A 19,056-nucleotide genomic window follows, 5' to 3' on the forward strand; every position below is an offset into this window, starting at 1 on the left:
ATATTATGATTTGTTTATTGTTTTTTAGCTGTATAAAATTTTAGGTGCCTGCTAAACTTATTTTATATTCCTGGAGTTGAGCCAGTCCTGATAAGCTTTTGCATTTACAGCATGCTCTTCAGCACTAGCCGTAAACTTATGATATCCGAATCTTGCAGGATCGGCACACATGAATATATAATTGTTGTTTTCCGCATTCAAAACAGCATCTACCGAATTTTTATCTACCACACAGATCGGTCCCGGAGGAATTCCTGCATTAGCATAAGTGTTGTACGGCGATGGCGTAGACAGATGCTTATATAATACTCTTTTTATAGGTTCTTTAAAATTAGTCTGTTTATTGATTGCATAGATCACCGTGGGATCAGACTGAAGTTTCATTCCTTTTCTGTAACGGTTCAGGTATAACCCGGCAATCGTCTTCATTTCATCTTTTTTTCCTCCGGATTCTTTATAAACAATGGAAGCCAGTGCATAGATCTGGTCTCTTGTAAGACCGGACTGCTGCTCCTTATTCTTTCTTTCACCGGTCCAGAAACTATTGTACTGATCTTCGAATTTTGCAAAAAATTCTCTCGGACTTACTGTCCAGAAAAAATTATACGTATCGATGAAAAAATATTTCTTTAAATCTTCAACATTTTTATACCCCTTCGCCTGGGCAACAACATCCAGATCATTTACGAAATGTAATGAATCAATCTCCGTTTTTTTGCTCACCTTTCCGATCATCTGATACATATCTCCAAAATCCCCGATTCTGAAAGAATTTGCAGTCTGGTTACCTGCTTTGATCATATTCACAAGGTCCGTATTTCCTGTTCCGCTTTTGATCTGGTAACGCCCCGCTTTGAAATTGGCAGGAAGACCTTTGTCCTTAGCGACCGCCTCAAAAGATTCCTTATCCTTAATATAGGGGGCAACAGAATCAAGGATCTGTTTGAAACCCGCATTGTGGGGGATCAGAACATAGCCTTCTTTTTCTACGTTATTCCCGAAGTATTTATTATAAAATCTCAAACCAAAAAATCCTGCGACTACAAAAACCAGCAGAATGATAATGAGAATAGCTTTTTTCATTCTTATTAAATGTTGATTAAAAGTCTTCTGTTTTTAAAGAATATCTGTTTTACCTCTAAAAACCTGCTTTGCAGGGCCCTCCAGCCATATGTTCTGGAAAGAATCTCCGTTTTTTTCAGCATATACCTTAAGGTTACCCCCCAAAGTTTTAACTTTTACAGAGGTTAGATGGTGCTTTTGAAGAAAAGTTAAAGCGGAAGCCGTAACTCCTGTCCCGCAACTGTAAGTTTCGTCCTCAACGCCTCGTTCATAGGTTCTTACAAAAATTTCCTGATCCGAAATTTTTTCCACAAAGTTCACATTGATCCCTTTTTCTCTGTAATTTTCAGAATTTCTGATCCCGTTTCCTTCGGTATACACGTTATAATCCGAAAGATTTTCTACATATTTTACATAATGAGGAGATCCGGTGTTCAGCACAAAATCATTTCCGTCGTGAGAAATCGTATCTACATTGATCATTTTCAGTTTAATGATTCCGTTGTGTACTTCTGCTTCATGTTCTCCGTCTATCGCCATGAACTTACATTTATCCTCAAAAATATCCAGGAAAAAAGCAAAAGCTACCAGGCATCTTCCTCCGTTTCCGCACATTGTACTCTCTCCGCCGTCAGAATTGTAGTAGACCATTTTAAAATCATAATCCGGATCATTTTCAAGCAGGATAAGCCCGTCAGCTCCTATCCCAAAACGTCTGTCACATAGTTTTTCAATGATTGTTTTATCTTTTGGAAACTGAAGGTCACGGTTGTCTACCATCACAAAATCATTTCCTGTTCCCTGATATTTATAGAATTCCATACTTTTTTTGTCTAAATGAAGCAGCAAAATTAATATATTTAAAATGAAAAACGAACAGTGTTAACTGTTCGTTTCCTTATTTATAATCGTTTTATCTAAATTATCTGAAGCCTCTTCCGCTGCTCTGTCTGTTGGCATCGCTGCTTTGGCTGCTTGAGCTGTTTCTGAACCCGCTGGATGATTCTGATCTCGTACTGCTTTCGCTGTTTCTGAATCCGCCACTGTTCTGGTTTCTGAACCCGCCACTGTTTTGGTTGTTCTGAGAACCGCTGCTTTGGTTTCTGAATCCGCTGTTACCGCTGCTGTTCTGATTTCTGAACCCGCCACTGTTTTGGTTATTCTGATTTCCCTGGCTGTTCTGGTTTCTGAACCCGCTGTTATTATTGGAGTTTCTGTTATTATTGAATCCCCCGCTATTATTATTGTATGATCCGTTATTATTCCTGAAACCGTTGTTAGGTCTCTGGGTGGTGGTTGTGGAAGACCTTCTTTCCACATACACTTTTCTTCTGGAGTTGTTGTAACTGTCATAATAGTAAGGAATACCATTATCATAATAATAATTAATATTATTTCTATAGTAATAGCCGTCATTACCCCAATATCCTCCGCTTCCATAATATCCGGAAGGAGCATAGTAGTATCCGTTATTATAATAAGGATCACCATAACCATAGCCATTATTGGCGTATCCGTCTGAATATGCTAAACAAGAAGTTAAACTGCTAATAGCAAAAATACTGAGTGCTATTTTTAATAAATTTTTCATGACTTTATTGTACTTTTTTCTTTAAAACTTTTTTTCCAATTGACGTATCCTAAGATAGCCATTATAGTAAATACCAAATATTGAACCGAAGTGATACCAAGTCCCTTAAAAATCATCATCGGGATGCAAATAAGATCTCCGATAATCCAGAAAATCCAGTTCTCTATGCGCTGTTTGGCCATAAACCACATTCCTGCTAAAAATATGGAAGTTGTGAAAACATCCATCCAATTGGCCCAGTCCAGATGATACAGTCCAAGATTAGCGCCCTCCATGGAAAATTTATTATCTATATAAGGTTTGTAGTAGTAAATAAGGGTAACCAATGCTAAACTGAGTACAAAAAGAATGCCTGCATACAGCCATTCTTTCCTGGTAGCCCATGTAACGTCTACGTGTATATGATCTTCTGAGTTCTTTGCCCATAAAATCCAGCCATAGACACTCATTACCGTATAATATACATTGATCAGGCAATCTCCCAGTAATCCGAAATTAAAAAGAATGTATACATAGATCAGGGTTGAAATAATGCCGGTAGGATATACCCATATATTTTTTTTTATGGAAAAATATACGCTCAAAGTTCCGAAAACAGCACCTGCCGTTTCCAGCATAATTTGTAAAGAATCGTAGCTTTCATAAGGCTTTACAAAAAGATCATATAAATTCATGCGATCAAAAATAAGCAAAAATATGGACTTTTTAAAATGGATTAAATAATATGTTGTTTGGGTTTTTGAGATATTAATGTAAAATAAATCATGAAAGTTTAACGATAAACGTGAGAGTTCCTAAATTTTTTATATTTTCGTGAATCCTTAATAAATAAAAAAACATGTCGAAAATTTGGGTTAAAAAACCACTAAGTGCCTATGAGGCAGATATGAAGAAAAGTGAGCTGAAAAAAGTCCTTGGAAAATGGAGTTTAACAGCAATTGGAGTGGGAGCTATCATTGGTGGTGGAATTTTTGTTCTTACCGGAACCGGAGCCTATTACCACGCAGGTCCAGCACTTGCAATTTCCTTTATCATAGCAGGTATTGCCTGCGTTTTTGCAGCATTATGTTATGCAGAATTTGCATCGATTATTCCTGTAGAAGGTTCAGCGTATGCGTATGCGTATGGAACAGTAGGAGAGATTTTTGCCTGGGCAATGGGGTGGTGTCTCATCCTGGAGTATGCTATGGCCAGTATGGCAGTCTCGGTAAGCTGGTCCGGCTATTTTAATAAATTTCTGAAGATATTCAATATTCACTTACCGGCGTATCTTACTTCGGACCCGGCAAGTTATACCGGTGACGGTTTCTCTATGAACCTGCCTGCATTTATCCTTGTTCTATTGATTACAGCTTTACTGGTAAAAGGAACTAAAGAAGCAGCGGGTGCCAATAACCTGATCGTTCTGATGAAAACTTCTGCGGTTATTTTCGTGATCATAGCAGGGGTTTATATTATCTTTTCGAATACTGACCTTTATAATGCAGTGGACGGAGTAAAAAACTGGAAGCCGTTTATTCCTGATCAGATCAGAATCAAGAATTCTGAAGGTGATATGGTCTCTGCCTATGGGATCAAAGGGATCATTTCCGGAGCAGCAGCAATTTTCTTTGCCTATATCGGTTTTGATGCTGTTTCTACCCAGGCAGGAGAGGCAATCAATCCTAAAAAGGATGTACCTTTTGCTATTATTGCTTCATTATTGATCTGTACTGCTTTATATATCTGTGTATCTCTTGTATTGACAGGAATGATGCATTATACCGACTTCAATCCGGAAGGAAAATATCCTGATGCGATCAAAGCACCTGTAGCCTATGCATTTGAAATTGCAGGAAAACACTGGGCAAGTAATGTGGTAACAATCGCTGCTACGGTAGGATTGATTTCTGTAGTAATGGTAATGATGATGGGACAGTCCAGAATCTTCATCGGTATGGCAAAAGACGGATTGATTCCTAAGTTCTTCGGGGAGCTTCATCCTAAAACAAAGACTCCTTACAAGGGAATTATTCTGTTGGGAATTGTCGTAGCGTTCATTGCGGCCTTTACTCCAATTTCCACTCTTGCAGATATGACGAGCTTCGGAACCCTGTTTGCATTTACACTGGTATGTATCGCTGTTTGGGTAATGAGAAAGAAAGAACCTGCACTGATCAGACCTTTCAAGGTTCCTGCTTATAAAGTGGTAGTAGCATTGGGGGTAATCATCAATCTTTATCTGATTTTTAACTTAAGTGCCCATGCATTGGAACTTTCTGCGGTATGGTTATTCTTAGGTGGTTTAGTGTATTTCCTTTATGGAAAATCAAACAGTAAACTTAATAATCCGGAAAAATATAAAAACGTAGACTAAATCAATATATAAACCGCTTCGGCGGTTTTTTTGTTCTTAAAAAGCAGGAGCTTATGAAAAAAATACTTTCCATTATATTCCTTTCTGCAGGAATAGGCGCATTTTCTCAACAGGTAGAAAATATTGAAACGATCCTAAATGATAAAATAAGCATCAGAGCGATTGAGCTGTATGATCATAAGGTCTGGTACAGTGGTACGGATGCTAAATTCGGTTTTGTGGATCTTAAAGATTATAAAAACCAGAAGCAGATCAGGCTTTCGGACGAAAAACTTGAGTTCCGTACTCTGGGTCAGAGTAAAACTTCCTTCTATGCCATCAATATCGGAAGTCCGGGCCGTTTCTTTACAATAGACAAAAAGGACATGAAGTCACAGGTTGTCTTCACAGATACCTCCCAAACCGCTTTTTATGATGCTTTACATTTTGTGAACGATAAGTTGGGATATACATTCAGTGATGCAGACAAGGATAATTTACTGAAGCTTGCCGTTTACAGAAATGGCAGCTGGAGTATGCTGAAAAGTGATTTGAAACTGAATGAAGGAGAAGCCGCTTTTGCTGCCAGTAATACCAATATTTCTTCTACCCGGAAATACCTGTGGATTGCGACAGGGGGTAAAGCTTCAAGAATTTTAAGGATGGACCTGAAGAATGAAAAAATTGAAGTGTTCAATACCCCGTTTATTCAGGGAGAATCTTCACAGGGAATGTATTCCATTGATTTTAATGATGACCATTTCGGAATTGCAGCAGGAGGTGATTATACAAAGCAGGAAGCCAATATCAACAATATTGCAACAACCCATGATGGAGGTAAAACATGGCAGATTCAGGCTTCAGGACAGAATGCAGGATATACGACCTGTGTGAAAATCAAGCCGGGCTCAAAAGGAAAAGAAATCATTGCTGTAGGCGACCGGCACATCAGTTATTCTTCTGATTTCGGAAAAACGTGGAAGAAAATTTCAGATGAAAAAGGTTTTTTTGTCTGTGAATGGATAGATGCCAATAGGATTGTAGCTGCTGGCAATGGAAAGATTTCAGTAGTGAAATTAAAATTTTAAATAATATGGATAGAAATTATCATTATTGAGGAAAGGTATTGATAATGCGTATTTAGACTCATTATAAAATACAACCTAATATAATTCATAGGTTATATTTCACAACTAATGGTTAATTTTGCAGGACGAAATTTTAATTATGTTAAATTTCATCATCTGATCAATTTAATTTTTCAAAATGAACTCTTTAATAGATAAATATAATATCCCTGGACCTCGTTACACCTCTTATCCGACCGTTCCTTACTGGGATGAAACTACATTTTCACCGGAACAATGGAAGGAAACCGTGATCAGGTCTTTTCATGAAACCAATGCGGAGGAGGGGATTTCTATTTATATCCATTTGCCTTTTTGTGAGGCGTTATGTACATTCTGTGCATGTCATAAAAGAATTACGAAGCAGCATAGCGTTGAAGTTCCTTATCTGGAAAGCGTATTAAAAGAATGGAAACTTTACCTTGAGCTTTTCGATGAAAGGCCCAGGCTGAAAGAACTTCACCTGGGGGGCGGTACACCAACATTTTTCTCTCCTGAAAACTTAAGAACTTTGCTGGAGGGTATTTTTTCAACCGTAGATATTGCAGAACATCCTGAATTCTCTTTTGAAGGCCACCCGAATAACACCACCAGGGAACATCTTCAGACTTTGTATGATCTTGGTTTCAGAAGGGTGAGCTTTGGGGTACAGGATTACGATCCTAAAGTACAGAAAGCGATCAACAGAATCCAGCCTTTTGAAAATGTGAAAAACGTGACGGAATGGGCAAAAGAAATCGGTTACAGAGGTATCAGTCATGATCTGGTCTTCGGTCTTCCGCATCAGACCTGGGAAGCAATGGAACATACCATCAGAAAAACGATGGAACTGAAACCGGACAGACTTGCTTTCTATTCTTATGCACACGTTCCATGGGTGAAAGGAGTAGGGCAAAGAGGATTTGATGAAAATGACCTGCCAAGCGGGGAAGAAAAGAGACGTCTGTATGAAGATGGTAAAAAACTGCTTCAGGATCTGGGATATATTGAGGTTGGAATGGATCATTTCTCTCTGGAACATGATGATTTATACCAGTCTCTGATCCACAAAAAACTTCACAGAAACTTTATGGGCTATACTTCAAGCAATACCCAACTGATGGTAGGACTGGGGATGTCTGCGATCTCAGATTCCTGGTATGCTTTTGCCCAGAATGTAAAAACCGTGGAAGAATACCAGAAAATGGTGGAAGAAGGCAAGATTCCTGTAGTGAAAGGCCATGTACTGAATGAAGAAGACCTGGTGGTAAGAAGACATATTCTGAACCTGATGTGCCAGCTTGAAACGACTTTCAATGAAACCAATTCATTCCCGGAGCTTGAAAATGCATTAGATATGCTGAAAGAGATGGAAAATGACGGTTTAGTTGAAATCAATGGGCATGAAATAAAAATTACAGAAGCAGGAAGAGCCTTCACCAGAAATGTTGCAATGGTTTTCGACCTGAGAATGATGAGAAATAAACCGGAAACGAGAATTTTCTCCATGACGATATAAAAACAAAAGCGGTTCAACAATGAACCGCTTTTTTATTTGCTTTAACATTTTCGATCGCAACGGCACTTCGTCGAGCAGCGGGTGTGTTCTTAACTGCTAACAAATCCTACTTAATGACAATTTTCTGGCTGTAAGATTTCAGATCACCGGATTTTACATTGATAAAATAAACACCGGCAGCTATTCCGGAAATATCAATGCTTTTACCGCTGGTAACCTGACCGGTTTCCAGAACTTTTCTTCCTTCTGCACTGATGATCTCAGCTGTTATTTTTTTATCTTTTATGCCCTTGATGAAGATTTCTTTCGAGGCCGGATTGGGATAGATTTTCACGGTGGCTAAAGGATCATTTTCCTTTGTTGATAGCGTTCCGGTTGTAATTTTAAAAATTTTCCCGCTATTCACTGCGGCTACATACAGTTCTTTTTGTGAATCCTGTCCGAAAGTGGAGAAGTTATTCCCGCTGTAGGCAGAAGTCCAGGTTATGGTATTGTTGCTGTCCAGAATTCCGATCTGTGTGGAGCAGTAATCTGCAAAAAAATATTTCCCCTGAAGAGCAGGATATTGGGTTCCCCTGTAGACGTAGCCTCCCGTGATGGAGCATTTATTTCCGGAATGGTCGTAAACTGCAATCGGGAATGTCATCGTAGACTGGGCAGGACATCCCGCTGTATTGTAAGCATTATTTCCTTCATAGCAGCGCCAGCCATAATTTATACCTGCCTGTGTAATGGGCATTTTGTTGATCTCTTCTATGTTTTCCTGTCCCACATCAGCAATCATCGCATTTCCTGTAGTGAGATCAAAGGAATACTTCCAGGCGTTTCGGAGTCCGTAAGCCCATATTTCATCGGCTCCGTCTACCCCGGCACCCGCAAAAGGATTGTCAGGAGGGATGTTGTAAGGAGTAGGATCAGTGGCATCCACATCTATCCGCAGCATTTTTCCCAGCAGTGAATTTTTATTTTGGGCATTATTGTTGGGGTCTCCGCCGCTTCCACCGTCTCCTGTGATGATCCACAATTTTCCGTCAGGCGCAAAATGAATGCTTCCGCCGTTATGGTTGGCAAAAGGTTTGGGGATATTCAGCAGGATCTTTTCAGAACTGGCATTGGCTACATTGGGATCTGTGGAGCTTACACTGTATCTTGCCACGATAATATTTCCGGCAGGGTTGTTATAATACACAAAAAAATACCCGTTGACAGAGTATTGTGGATGGAATGCAAGCCCGAGAAGTCCTCTTTCACCACCAAAATTAATCTTGGACGAAATATTCAGGAAATTGGTGGCATTAACGGTCCCATTGGGTTGAATAATCTTAATAATTCCGTTTTGCTGAACGACAAACAGACGGCTGTCATTTGCGTTGGTAATCTCTACAGGACTGGTCAGTCCGCTCACAAATTCTTCCAGATTAATGCTTTGGGCATTACCGATTAAGGAAGAAAAAATACTGATGCAAAAAAGTAGTTTTTTCATAATATTTTGATAGTTAAGGTGTTGAAATATGAATGAAAATTTTATACCAATCAGTTTTTGCAGACTTTATGATGATACTGTCAAATAATTGTTAAATCTTAAATAGAAATCAGAATACCAATATATCTGAAAATAAACCATTTCTGTTGTTAAAAATTCATAAAATACAAGAAAATCATTATATTTGCCGACTTAATTTAACGTAGTTATAACAAAATGCAAGGAAAAGGACTTATTACAATTGTTGCTATTGTCCTGGGGTTGATCTGCTTAAACGAGCTATTGCCAACCTGGTACACCAGCAAAATTGAATCGCAGATTGAAGCTGCGAAAGGAAACGAGAAAGAGATCAAACGAATCAAGGAAGATACTCTTAATCTTGGGTATACAAAGCTTTATTATTCTAAAGCGAAGGACAAGGAAATGAAACTGGGTCTTGACTTAAAAGGAGGGATCAACGTTCTGTTGGAAATCAACCAGAGAGATCTGGTAAATGATTTGACCAATTATTCTACCAACCCTGTTCTTATTGAGGCTTTAAACAAGACTGATGAAGCTCAGAAAAACTCAACAAAATCTTACATCGACAATTTCTTTGAACAGTTCGATGCGGTAAACAAAGCAAAAGGAACAAACCTGAAGCTTGCTGATCCGGAACTTTTCGGAAATACAAACCTGTCTGAAATCAAGTACAACACTACTGATGAGCAGGTAAAAAGTATTATAAAGAGAAGAATCGATCTTTCTGTAGGAACAGCTTTCGAGGTAATCAGAACGAGAATTGACAAGCTTGGAGCCATCCAGCCAAACGTTCAGAGAGTACCTGGTACAGCGAGAATTTCTGTGGAAATGCCTGGTATGAAAGATATTGACAAAGTGAAGAAAATGCTTCAGACTTCTGCAAAACTTCAATTCTGGGAAGTACAGCAGGTTCCTGAAATTGCACCTTATTTCCAGACTTTGACAACTATGGTTGCTGCAAAAGGAGATTCTATGGGAGTAGCAAAGAATGTAAACTTCATGAATCTTTTACAGCTTGACAAATTAAGAACAAATGGTGTTGCCAATGTAAAACTATCTGATACTGCTGTTGTAAATAAAATTTTAAACAGCAAAGTAGGACAGGCTTTACGTCCGGCCAACATTAAATATACACAGTTCATGTGGGGTTACAAACCTGAAGCTACAAGTCCTGATGATTTGGTATTGTATGCAATCAGAAGTAACATTAACCAGAAAGCTCCGGTAGACGGTGCCGTAGAAACTGCAAACATCAGCTATGACGAACTTGGAAGAATAGTGGTAGACATGCAGATGGATTCTAAAGGTGCTAAAGAATGGAAAACTTTAACGGAGAAAAACGTTGGAAAACCAGTAGCTGTAACACTTGATAACAGAGTATACACTGCTCCAAACGTTGTAGGTGCTATTCCTAACGGGAGAACTCAAATCTCTGGTAACTTCTCTCAGGAAGAAGCTAAAGAATTGGTTGACGTTTTAGGTGCTGGTAAATTACCTGCAGGGGCAAAAGTAGTTCAGGCTACTCAGGTAGGTCCGTCTCTTGGGCAGGAATCTATCAATGCCGGTATGATTTCATTTGCGATCGCATTCTTAATTATTATTGTTTATATCATTTTCTATTACGGTGGTGCCGGTGTGTACGCTGTAATTGCGATGGTAATCAACTTATTCTATATTTTCGGAATTATGGATTCCGGAGACTTTACGCTGACTCTTCCTGGTATCGCAGGTATCGTATTGACGATGGCGATGGCGGTAGATACCAACGTAATTATCTATGAAAGAACGAAAGAAGAACTATTTGCCGGTAAGAGCATCCTGGAAGCTTATAAAGACGGTTTCAAACATGCATTAAGTGCAATTATTGACGGTCACTCAACTACGTTACTGACTGCGGTAGTATTATTCTTCTTCGGAACAGGGCCTATTAAAGGATTTGCTTTGACACTGATGATCGGTATTATCATGACATTGTTCACCTCTGTATTGTTATCAAGAGTAATGATCTTCAGCAGACTGAATAAAGGGAAGAGCCTTTCTGTATGGACTCCGCCTACGAAAAACCTATTCAGAAATACATGGATCGATTTCATCGGAAAGAGAAAATATGCTTATATCATTTCTGCGGTATTGACTGTAGTGTGTATTATTTCTATGGTTACTCACGGGTTCAAGTACGGTATCGACTTTACAGGAGGTAGAAACTATGTGGTAAGATTTGATAAAGAAGTAAATGCTAATGACGTTGAAGAGAAGCTTGTAAAACTTTTCAAAACCGAAGATGGGAAAAACTCTTCTGTAGAAGCTAAGACTTTCGGAAACTCGAACCAGTTGAAGATTTCTACAGATTACCTTATCGAAGATGAGTCTTTAAAAGCTGACCAGACGATTGAACAAAAACTATACGAAGGATTAAAAGGAGAGCTTCCTGCTAATATTACCCTGAATGATTTCAAATCTGCGGATAAAGACCATGCAGGAATTATTTCTTCTGAAAAAGTAGGACCTACAGTGGCTGATGATATTCAGACGCACGGTATTCTTGCTGTAGTAGCAGCATTGGCCGGTATCTTTATCTATATCTTATTCCGATTCAGAAAATGGCAGTTCTCACTGGGGGCAGTTGCTGCCCTGTTCCACGATGCGGTTATCATTTTGGGAACGTATTCATTACTTCACAAATATATGCCGTTCAATATGGAGATCAACCAGGATTTCATTGCTGCGATCCTTACGGTATTGGGGTATTCTATCAACGATACGGTAATTATCTTCGACAGAATCAGGGAGTACCTGAGAGAGAAGAAATCACTGACATTGGCTGGCTTGTTTGATGACTCTATTTCAAGTACATTGGGTAGAACATTCAACACTTCATTTACTACAATCCTTGTGATCCTTGCGATCTTCATCTTTGGAGGAGACAACCTTAGAGGGTTCATGTTTGCCCTGTTGATCGGTATCGGATTCGGTACTTATTCATCCATCTTTATTGCATCAGCAATTGCTTATGATTTCCTGAAGAAAGGAAAAGAAGAAGAAGTACATGGTAAAACAACTTCTGACAAAGAAGTGCTAGCTTCAAAGTAATACGAACTACAATAAATTAGTAAAAGCCTTTCTTTCGAAAGGCTTTTTTATTTTAATTACACCAATGAAAACATATGGACTCGGAGTTATCTGCTATTGCTCATCAAAAATAAGATTCAACAGGCGTTCTCAAACCTGCTTTTGATTTATTTTTAGAATAGTTTTTTTTATTTATCACTGCCGAATATCTAATAATCTGTTCTTATTTTGGATTGGAAAAATTAGAGAAAAATTCTATTATTTTACTGTAGATTAGTTATTTTGTGTTATACTTCTTTAATACAGTGAAATTTAGAATCATTATTTTTAAGATTTGATTAATTTTGCACCATCATGGAAAATTCAAAGAAAAAAGCGGCTATAGGCTTTATATTTATTACTTTACTGATTGATATTACTGGATGGGGCATCATTATTCCTGTGGTTCCGAAACTGATCGAGGAACTGATTCATGCAGATATCAGTGAAGCTGCAAAGTATGGAGGCTGGCTGGGATTTGCCTACGCTTTCACACAGTTCATTTTTTCCCCTCTTGTCGGAAACCTGAGTGATAAGTATGGGCGGAGACCTATTATCCTGATTTCACTTTTCGGGTTTGCTGTAGATTATATCTTTCTGGCACTGGCACCCACAATCTGGTGGCTGTTTTTGGGAAGAATAATAGCAGGAATTACTGGAGCAAGCGTCACCACGGCAAGTGCTTATATTGCAGATATTTCTACTGATGAAGACCGGGCCAAAAACTTTGGACTGATAGGAGCTGCCTTCGGACTTGGATTTATTATCGGACCGGTTCTGGGAGGAGTTCTCGGACATTATGGAGCGAGGGTTCCTTTCTATGCGGCTGCAGGCCTTTGTCTGCTGAATTTCCTGTATGGTTATTTCATCCTTCCGGAAAGTTTGGATAAAGATAAAAGAAGAGAATTTGACTGGAAGCGTGCCAACCCAGTAGGTTCATTTAAATTTTTAGGTAAACATCCCGAAATTTCAGGATTAATTGTCTCGTTGATTTTAATTTATATAGCAGGCCATGCTGTACAGAGTAACTGGAGCTTCTTTACTATGTATAAATTCAGCTGGACAGAAAGAATGGTAGGAATTTCATTAGGGGTTGTAGGACTACTGGTAGGATTGGTACAGGGAGTTCTGATCAGATGGACAACACCAAAACTGGGAGAACAGAAAAGTATCTATTACGGATTGGCATTTTATGCTGTAGGGATGCTGTTGTTTGCATTTGCTTCTGAAGGCTGGATGATGTTTGTATTCCTGATTCCGTATTGCCTTGGAGGGATTTGTGGACCGGCTTTGCAGTCTGTGATTACGAAAAGTGTTCCTTCCAATGAACAGGGTGAATTACAGGGTGCCTTAACCAGTTTAATGAGTGCCACTTCCATTATCGGGCCTCCGATGATGACCAACCTGTTTTACTTTTTCACCCACGATGAAGCACCGTTTAAATTTTCAGGAGCACCGTTCTTTTTAGCGTTTATTCTGATGGCCATCAGTGTTGTTATTACCTATGCTGCTTTTCAGAAAAAACCGAAACATCTGGATACATTCCCGGAAGATAAATACTCAAAATAAAAAGGATAAGGTTAAGATACATTGAAACATCTTAACCTTATTTTTTTAGAGACTAATTCTGAATATTTGTGTAAATTGTCATAGAGTTACAGTGCCTTTGGCTAGCTGACCCCTGTTATGTTTTTAATGTTAAAGCCGACATTATGAATGAATTGAAATTAGAAAAATACCTGCAACGGATTCATTATTCCGGAACCTATGACGCCAGTCTGGATACATTGAAAAAAATCCATCAATGGCATCCCAAACATATACCTTTTGAAAATATAGATCCTTATACCGGAACAGTTCCCTCTCTGAATACAGAGGATGTTTTTCAGAAACTGGTCGTTCATGGCAGAGGAGGATATTGCTACGAGCAGAATCTGCTTTTAAGTGAAGTGCTGAAATATATAGGATTCCATGTTCAGTTGCAGTTGGGCAGGGTTGTTTGGAAAAGAGAAGAAAACAGTACTGCTGCAAAGACCCATTTGTTCCTGACTGTTGATTTCGAAGGACAGAAATATCTTGTAGATTGTGGTTTTGGTACAGCAACACTCACTGCGCCTTTAGTTTTGAATGATGAAAAAGCTCAGCAGACTCCAAACGGGTTATTTAAAATTTCACGAAAAGAGGAGGGCTACCTGCTCTGGACCTTACGGGAGGAATGGTTTCCGGTTTATCGTTTTGCCCTTGACCATGTAGAAACCGCTGATCTGGAAATTGCCAACTGGTACCTTGCAACATTTCCCGGCTCAGGTTTTAAGAAAAATCTGGTTCTTTCAAAAGTTGATGAAAATGCCCGTTATACCTATACAGATCACGTGCTGAATATCCGGTCAAATGAAGGATTAAAAGAATCGGTCTCCATAGATAGTGATCTGCAGCTATTTGAAATAATAAAAAATACCTTCGGGTTAAGAGGTAATGCGATTGATCTTTTGAAGAAAAAACTGAATGAATGATGATATTCTGAACTATAAAATAAAAGGGAAGCCATCGGCTTCCCTTTGTTTAGAAATTCAATTCTGTATGAAGATTAAGGATATAAAGATTTTGTTCCGTTGCTCACAATATTGCTTCCTAATCCTGAGAATGATACCGAGAATTTGCTGGCATTAAAGCTCAGAGAACCGGTAGGAGTACAAAGACCCAATGCATATTGGCACTGTCCGTAAGCACCTGTTCTTCTGATGATCTTACTTTCGCTTTTCGCCTTTCCTAAACTTATTGAGCCCCAGTCGCTCACATCCGCATTGGAAACTGTAGATCCTGAGTAATAGATCGTGATCTGATATCCGATTTCACCTCTTTTAGATCCCCAAAGCCAGTTGGCGGTCCACCATTGCTTGTACCATTTAGAGACAACCTTTGAAGCCTGGGCTTCGTTAGAAGTTTCCGTATTGGCCCTTGTATCCATCATGACCAATCCACCCAGGATGTTATCCCAGATAATCCCGGACTCATTGTAAAAACAAAGTGTACTGAACGTTCCGTTTTTGCTGTTCCAGGTTATTTCCATGACGTTGGTTCCGGCTTTTACTTCTTCTGTGATCGCATCTTTCAGTCCTTGCTGAGCAGTCGCCAGATCATCACCGGTATACAGGTCTCCGATCTTTCCGATTTTTACAGAAGATGTTTCCATAATATTTCCCAGCGCAATAAACCGGCTTGGGTCAGAAACCAAGCTTTGGGAAATTTCAATTCCTTTCTGGGTAGAGATTTTTCCGATAATGTTAACGCCTGCAATCTGTATATCACCTTTCAGATAGGTTTCAAGATTCTTTTCAGACTCATCCAGCTGAACCTGTACTGTTTCAGGAACAACTTTTGAAGGAAGGGGAGTGGTTTCCTTTTTCAGATCTTCAGTGCTTACTTTAGCCTGAACTGTTTCCTGCCTGGTGATTTCATTGTTCTCATCACTGCAGCTGCTTAGCGTCAATACCGATAGTACGGCAAAAACTTTAAAAGTAGTTACTAATTTTTTCATATTAATTTTTTTTGTTGTGTAAGGTAAATATACTGAATCGTTGTATAATTCTCAATGTTTTGAGTTAATTATTTATTAATAATTAAACATTTGGTTGTATAAGGTCACCAATAGCGGGTGTAATAAACAATCTGTCAACCTGTAACCTATGACACACATCACGAATCCCACATCGCTAACCCTAAAATCTTAAAATTTGTTTAAATTTTTCATTTACGCTAACATAAGTCTATAATCTTTCGTAATTTTACAGCATGGAATTAAGCATTGGAGAAATGGCACTCATTGCCATTGCAATCGTTGTATTATTCGGACCGGATAAACTTCCTCAGATCGCACGTGACCTCGGGTCAGGGGTAAGAAAAATGCGTGGAGCAGTGGAAGATATCAAAACAGAGATCATGAAGGAAACAGATAATCCTGTTTCTGAGATCAAACGTGAAATCGAAAAGGTAAAAGATGCTGCTAAAGATTTCAATCCTGTGAACGATATCAAAAAAGATATTCTTACAGAACCTGCTTCATCCAATGAACCTCCAAAAATCAAGCCTTCCGAAGATGAAACCTACGAAGGTCCTGTAAGCAGATAATATGGAGGAGCTTATTCAGGAAGATAAAAAGGTATTTCTGTACCTTAACAATTTGGGAGACTCTTCTTTCGATCAGTTCTGGATGATGATTTCCAGTACCTGGATCTGGGTTCCCCTCTACATTATATTCCTTTATTTTTTATATAAAAACTATCAGCTGAGATCTTTAGTTTTTATTCTTATATTTCTCGCCATCGGAGCTACAGTATCTGATCAGCTTGCCGGGGTATTCAAATATGGTGTGGCAAGATTAAGGCCCTGCCATGACCCGACATTGGAACATCACATGAGGATCGTGAAATGTGGCGGGCAGTATGGATTTTATTCTGCTCATGCCTCTAATACATTCTTTTTAGCATCTTTTTTAAGTATTTTGCTTAAAAATAAACTTAAATGGTTTCCATATGCTATATTTGTATGGGCTTTAGTGGTTTCCTACAGCCGTATTTATTTAGGAGTGCATTTTCCAATTGATATTTTGGTGGGAGCGTTTGTTGGATCTTTATTGGGAGTGATATTTGGTGCACTCGCCAGAAAAGTGATTAACAAACAAACGATAACCTCATGAAAAAAACTTTATTACTGACAGCATGTATTTGCTTTTCATTCAATGCGTATTCCCAGGACAAAAAAATAGCCGAAGACTGTTTCAATAAGGGCGATTACAAATGTGCTGAAGAACAGTATTCCAAACTGGCTGAAAAAGAACAGATTCAGAAATTCAAATCCGAATATTATGATTATCTAGGGACCGCTCAAAGAAGATCGGGAAAAGCAGCCCTTGCTTTTAAATCCTATGAATCTGCCTTAAAAGCCAATCCCATGTCGGTATCTGTATATGCCAATCTTGCTTCACTACATAGTATGAAGGGAAATAAGATCAAAGCATTGGAATACATTCAAAAAGGTCTTCAGGTAGATGATAAAAATCCTGATTTATACCTTACACGTTCCAAAATTTATGATAGCCAGGGGAAAAAAGATCTCGCGATCAATGACCTTAATCAGATTCTGACCTTTGCCCCCGATAATATTTTTGCCAAAACAGGACTGGCAACGCTTAAGAAGAATAATGGTGATCTTGATGGCGCTTTAAAAGACTACAATCAGCTTATTTCGGAAAAACCTGAATCACTGTTATACAACGGCAGGGCAGATGTTTATCTGAAAATGAAAAAATACAGGGAAGCTCTAACAGATGTCAATAAAGCTGTTTCCATTGATCCGAAGTTTTCACAATCGTATGTGACCAGAGCTTTAATCCTGTTTGATACCGGCAAACCTAAAGAAGCCTGTGACAACCTTGATAAAGCGGTAACATTAGGATATGAAAAAGCAGTGCTGACAGAATATTACACCAAATGTGTGAAAAAATAAGGACTTTCTTTAAGTCATTTCAGATAAAGAATGAATAGAATAATCATCAAAATACTTTGTATAACGACACTTTTGTGGTATGGATTTTCAAAAGGGCAGGAAGCCGGAGAATATCTCAGCTATTATGAATTCGGCCTTTGCGATTCACCTCAGGTCATTATATTGAAACATTATAAGGATGATACCTATTCGGCAACCATCAATACCCATCTGAAAAAAGAAGGAAGCGATCTTGAAATCGTCTCGGAGACCACCCTTTTTCCGGGAACAGCTAAGGAGATGATTTTAAAATTGAAGGAAGCAGGCATTGATTCAGCAGATGAAACATATAATGATGAAAGCGTGACTTATCTGGATGGAGATGCTCTGACTCTGAAGCTTTTGAGAAACAATAAAATAGAAAGTTTTGCATTTCCTGAGCTTTATCCTTCTGCTCAGCAAAAAGCGGAAACAACACCTTTAAGGCTTAAAGTTCAGAATTGGTTAGGTATCATAGATCGCGAAGAAAATCTGAATAAGCATTTCTCAGCCATTAAGAAGGGACTTAAAAAAGGAACTTACTGTTACAGTTCCGGCATCAATACGATTTGTTTTAAAAAGAAATAAAAAACAGTATTATATATTGAAAATGGCCTCTCCGGAGGCCATTTTTTATTAGTCATTATGATAAGGTTTCCCCTGCAGGATCTGGTCTGCCCTGTACAATTGCTCTACAATAAACAGGCGGATCATCTGGTGGGTAAAGGTCATTTTTGATAAAGAAAGTTTTTCATTTGCTCTGCTGTACATTTCCTCTGAAAAACCATAAGCACCGCCGATCAGGATGTGAACCTTTTTTACAGAAGAATTCATCCAGGTATCGATTTTCTGGGAAAATTCCCGGCTGGTAAACTGTTTTCCCTTTTCATCAAGGATTACAACAAGATCGTTTTTATCGATATGATTCAGAAACAGCTTGGCTTCCTCCTTTTTAAGAAGATCGGGGGAAAGGTTTTTAGCATTTTTTACATCAGGAATTTCCGTGATTTCAAAATTCCAGTGTTTGGGTAAACGGTTGAGATAATAATGAATTAAAGAAGTGATCTCTTTATCGTCTGTTTTGCCGATACAAAGTAAACTGATTCGCATTGATGATAGTTTCAGAATGCAAAGATAGCGCTTTTGTGTTCAAGGCTCAAAGTGATAATTTTCATGCGGCAGGTCAACGGCTGGAAGAATGAGGCAGGAATGTGCTTTTAGTCATGCATTAGCTACCAATAATTATTAAAAATAATGGAAATGCAAAGATTATTCTTTTGCGGACTTGGTAACTTCCTGCCACCTGAA

At 38.6% G+C, this 19,056-nt stretch carries 17 protein-coding genes; 10 read left to right on the plus strand and 7 right to left on the minus strand.

Annotation, left to right across the window (positions count from 1 at the left end; all coding sequences use genetic code 11):
- Nucleotides 1-57 precede the first annotated feature (57 nt).
- The 4 genes from mltG to pnuC form a co-directional block, all read right to left on the minus strand.
- A complete protein-coding gene (gene mltG, locus BBI00_RS02700; protein ID WP_065397324.1) occupies nucleotides 58-1,083 on the minus strand; it encodes an endolytic transglycosylase MltG in 1,026 nt (341 codons plus the stop codon).
- A gap of 33 nt (nucleotides 1,084-1,116) precedes the next feature.
- On the minus strand, nucleotides 1,117-1,884 hold the full coding sequence (gene dapF / locus BBI00_RS02705) for a diaminopimelate epimerase (protein ID WP_065399590.1): 768 nt from the start codon (nucleotides 1,882-1,884) through the stop codon (nucleotides 1,117-1,119).
- A gap of 100 nt (nucleotides 1,885-1,984) precedes the next feature.
- Nucleotides 1,985-2,653, minus strand: coding sequence for a hypothetical protein (locus BBI00_RS02710; RefSeq protein WP_065397325.1), 669 nt, complete (start codon nucleotides 2,651-2,653; stop codon nucleotides 1,985-1,987).
- A complete protein-coding gene (gene pnuC, locus BBI00_RS02715; protein ID WP_065397326.1) occupies nucleotides 2,650-3,327 on the minus strand; it encodes a nicotinamide riboside transporter PnuC in 678 nt (225 codons plus the stop codon). The genes BBI00_RS02710 and pnuC overlap by 4 nt, the downstream gene beginning before the upstream one ends.
- Nucleotides 3,328-3,491: 164 nt before the next feature.
- Between pnuC and BBI00_RS02720 the strand changes: the two genes are divergently transcribed.
- From BBI00_RS02720 to hemN, 3 genes are all read left to right on the plus strand, one after another.
- Nucleotides 3,492-5,009 (plus strand): amino acid permease, encoded by a 1,518-nt coding sequence (locus tag BBI00_RS02720; RefSeq protein WP_065397327.1) that lies wholly within the window; start codon nucleotides 3,492-3,494, stop codon nucleotides 5,007-5,009.
- A gap of 53 nt (nucleotides 5,010-5,062) precedes the next feature.
- Nucleotides 5,063-6,076 (plus strand): WD40/YVTN/BNR-like repeat-containing protein, encoded by a 1,014-nt coding sequence (locus BBI00_RS02725; RefSeq protein ID WP_065397328.1) that lies wholly within the window; start codon nucleotides 5,063-5,065, stop codon nucleotides 6,074-6,076.
- 178 nt (nucleotides 6,077-6,254) lie between these two features.
- Nucleotides 6,255-7,613, plus strand: a complete 1,359-nt coding sequence (hemN, locus tag BBI00_RS02730) for an oxygen-independent coproporphyrinogen III oxidase (RefSeq protein ID WP_065397329.1) — start codon at nucleotides 6,255-6,257, stop codon at nucleotides 7,611-7,613.
- Between the two features lie 106 nt (nucleotides 7,614-7,719).
- Here hemN and BBI00_RS02735 read toward each other — a convergent pair whose 3' ends face one another.
- Nucleotides 7,720-9,096, minus strand: a complete 1,377-nt coding sequence (locus BBI00_RS02735) for a PQQ-dependent sugar dehydrogenase (RefSeq protein ID WP_065397330.1) — start codon at nucleotides 9,094-9,096, stop codon at nucleotides 7,720-7,722.
- A 216-nt stretch (nucleotides 9,097-9,312) separates the two neighbouring features.
- Between BBI00_RS02735 and secD the strand changes: the two genes are divergently transcribed.
- From secD to BBI00_RS02750, 3 genes are all read left to right on the plus strand, one after another.
- Nucleotides 9,313-12,207, plus strand: a complete 2,895-nt coding sequence (gene secD / locus BBI00_RS02740) for a protein translocase subunit SecD (protein ID WP_065397331.1) — start codon at nucleotides 9,313-9,315, stop codon at nucleotides 12,205-12,207.
- Nucleotides 12,208-12,540: 333 nt separating this feature from the next.
- The gene (locus BBI00_RS02745) at nucleotides 12,541-13,794 is read left to right on the plus strand and encodes a TCR/Tet family MFS transporter (RefSeq protein ID WP_065397332.1); all 1,254 of its coding nucleotides are present in this window, start codon (nucleotides 12,541-12,543) and stop codon (nucleotides 13,792-13,794) included.
- A gap of 143 nt (nucleotides 13,795-13,937) precedes the next feature.
- On the plus strand, nucleotides 13,938-14,738 hold the full coding sequence (locus BBI00_RS02750; protein WP_065397333.1) for an arylamine N-acetyltransferase family protein: 801 nt from the start codon (nucleotides 13,938-13,940) through the stop codon (nucleotides 14,736-14,738).
- Nucleotides 14,739-14,812: 74 nt separating this feature from the next.
- Here BBI00_RS02750 and BBI00_RS02755 read toward each other — a convergent pair whose 3' ends face one another.
- Complete coding sequence (locus BBI00_RS02755) at nucleotides 14,813-15,763, minus strand: hypothetical protein (protein ID WP_065397334.1); 951 nt, start codon at nucleotides 15,761-15,763, stop codon at nucleotides 14,813-14,815.
- Nucleotides 15,764-16,017: 254 nt separating this feature from the next.
- On the opposite strand from BBI00_RS02755, the gene BBI00_RS02760 reads away from it, so the two are divergent.
- The 4 genes from BBI00_RS02760 to BBI00_RS02775 are packed head-to-tail and all read left to right on the plus strand — an operon-like array spanning nucleotide 16,018 to nucleotide 18,336.
- Complete coding sequence (locus BBI00_RS02760; protein WP_065397335.1) at nucleotides 16,018-16,353, plus strand: Sec-independent protein translocase subunit TatA/TatB; 336 nt, start codon at nucleotides 16,018-16,020, stop codon at nucleotides 16,351-16,353.
- 1 nt (nucleotide 16,354) lies between these two features.
- Complete coding sequence (locus BBI00_RS02765; protein WP_065397336.1) at nucleotides 16,355-16,921, plus strand: phosphatase PAP2 family protein; 567 nt, start codon at nucleotides 16,355-16,357, stop codon at nucleotides 16,919-16,921.
- Nucleotides 16,918-17,730: a tetratricopeptide repeat protein gene (locus BBI00_RS02770; RefSeq protein WP_065397337.1), complete on the plus strand. Its 813-nt coding sequence runs from the start codon at nucleotides 16,918-16,920 to the stop codon at nucleotides 17,728-17,730. Before BBI00_RS02765 ends, BBI00_RS02770 begins: the two co-directional genes overlap by 4 nt.
- A gap of 30 nt (nucleotides 17,731-17,760) precedes the next feature.
- Nucleotides 17,761-18,336, plus strand: coding sequence for a hypothetical protein (locus BBI00_RS02775; RefSeq protein ID WP_123902214.1), 576 nt, complete (start codon nucleotides 17,761-17,763; stop codon nucleotides 18,334-18,336).
- 48 nt (nucleotides 18,337-18,384) lie between these two features.
- Here the strand turns inward: BBI00_RS02775 and BBI00_RS02780 are convergent, their stop codons facing one another.
- Nucleotides 18,385-18,858, minus strand: a complete 474-nt coding sequence (locus tag BBI00_RS02780; protein ID WP_065397339.1) for a 23S rRNA (pseudouridine(1915)-N(3))-methyltransferase RlmH — start codon at nucleotides 18,856-18,858, stop codon at nucleotides 18,385-18,387.
- Nucleotides 18,859-19,056: the final 198 nt, after the last annotated feature.

It is taken from the genome of Chryseobacterium arthrosphaerae (genome assembly GCF_001684965.1).
Taxonomy (GTDB): domain Bacteria; phylum Bacteroidota; class Bacteroidia; order Flavobacteriales; family Weeksellaceae; genus Chryseobacterium; species Chryseobacterium arthrosphaerae.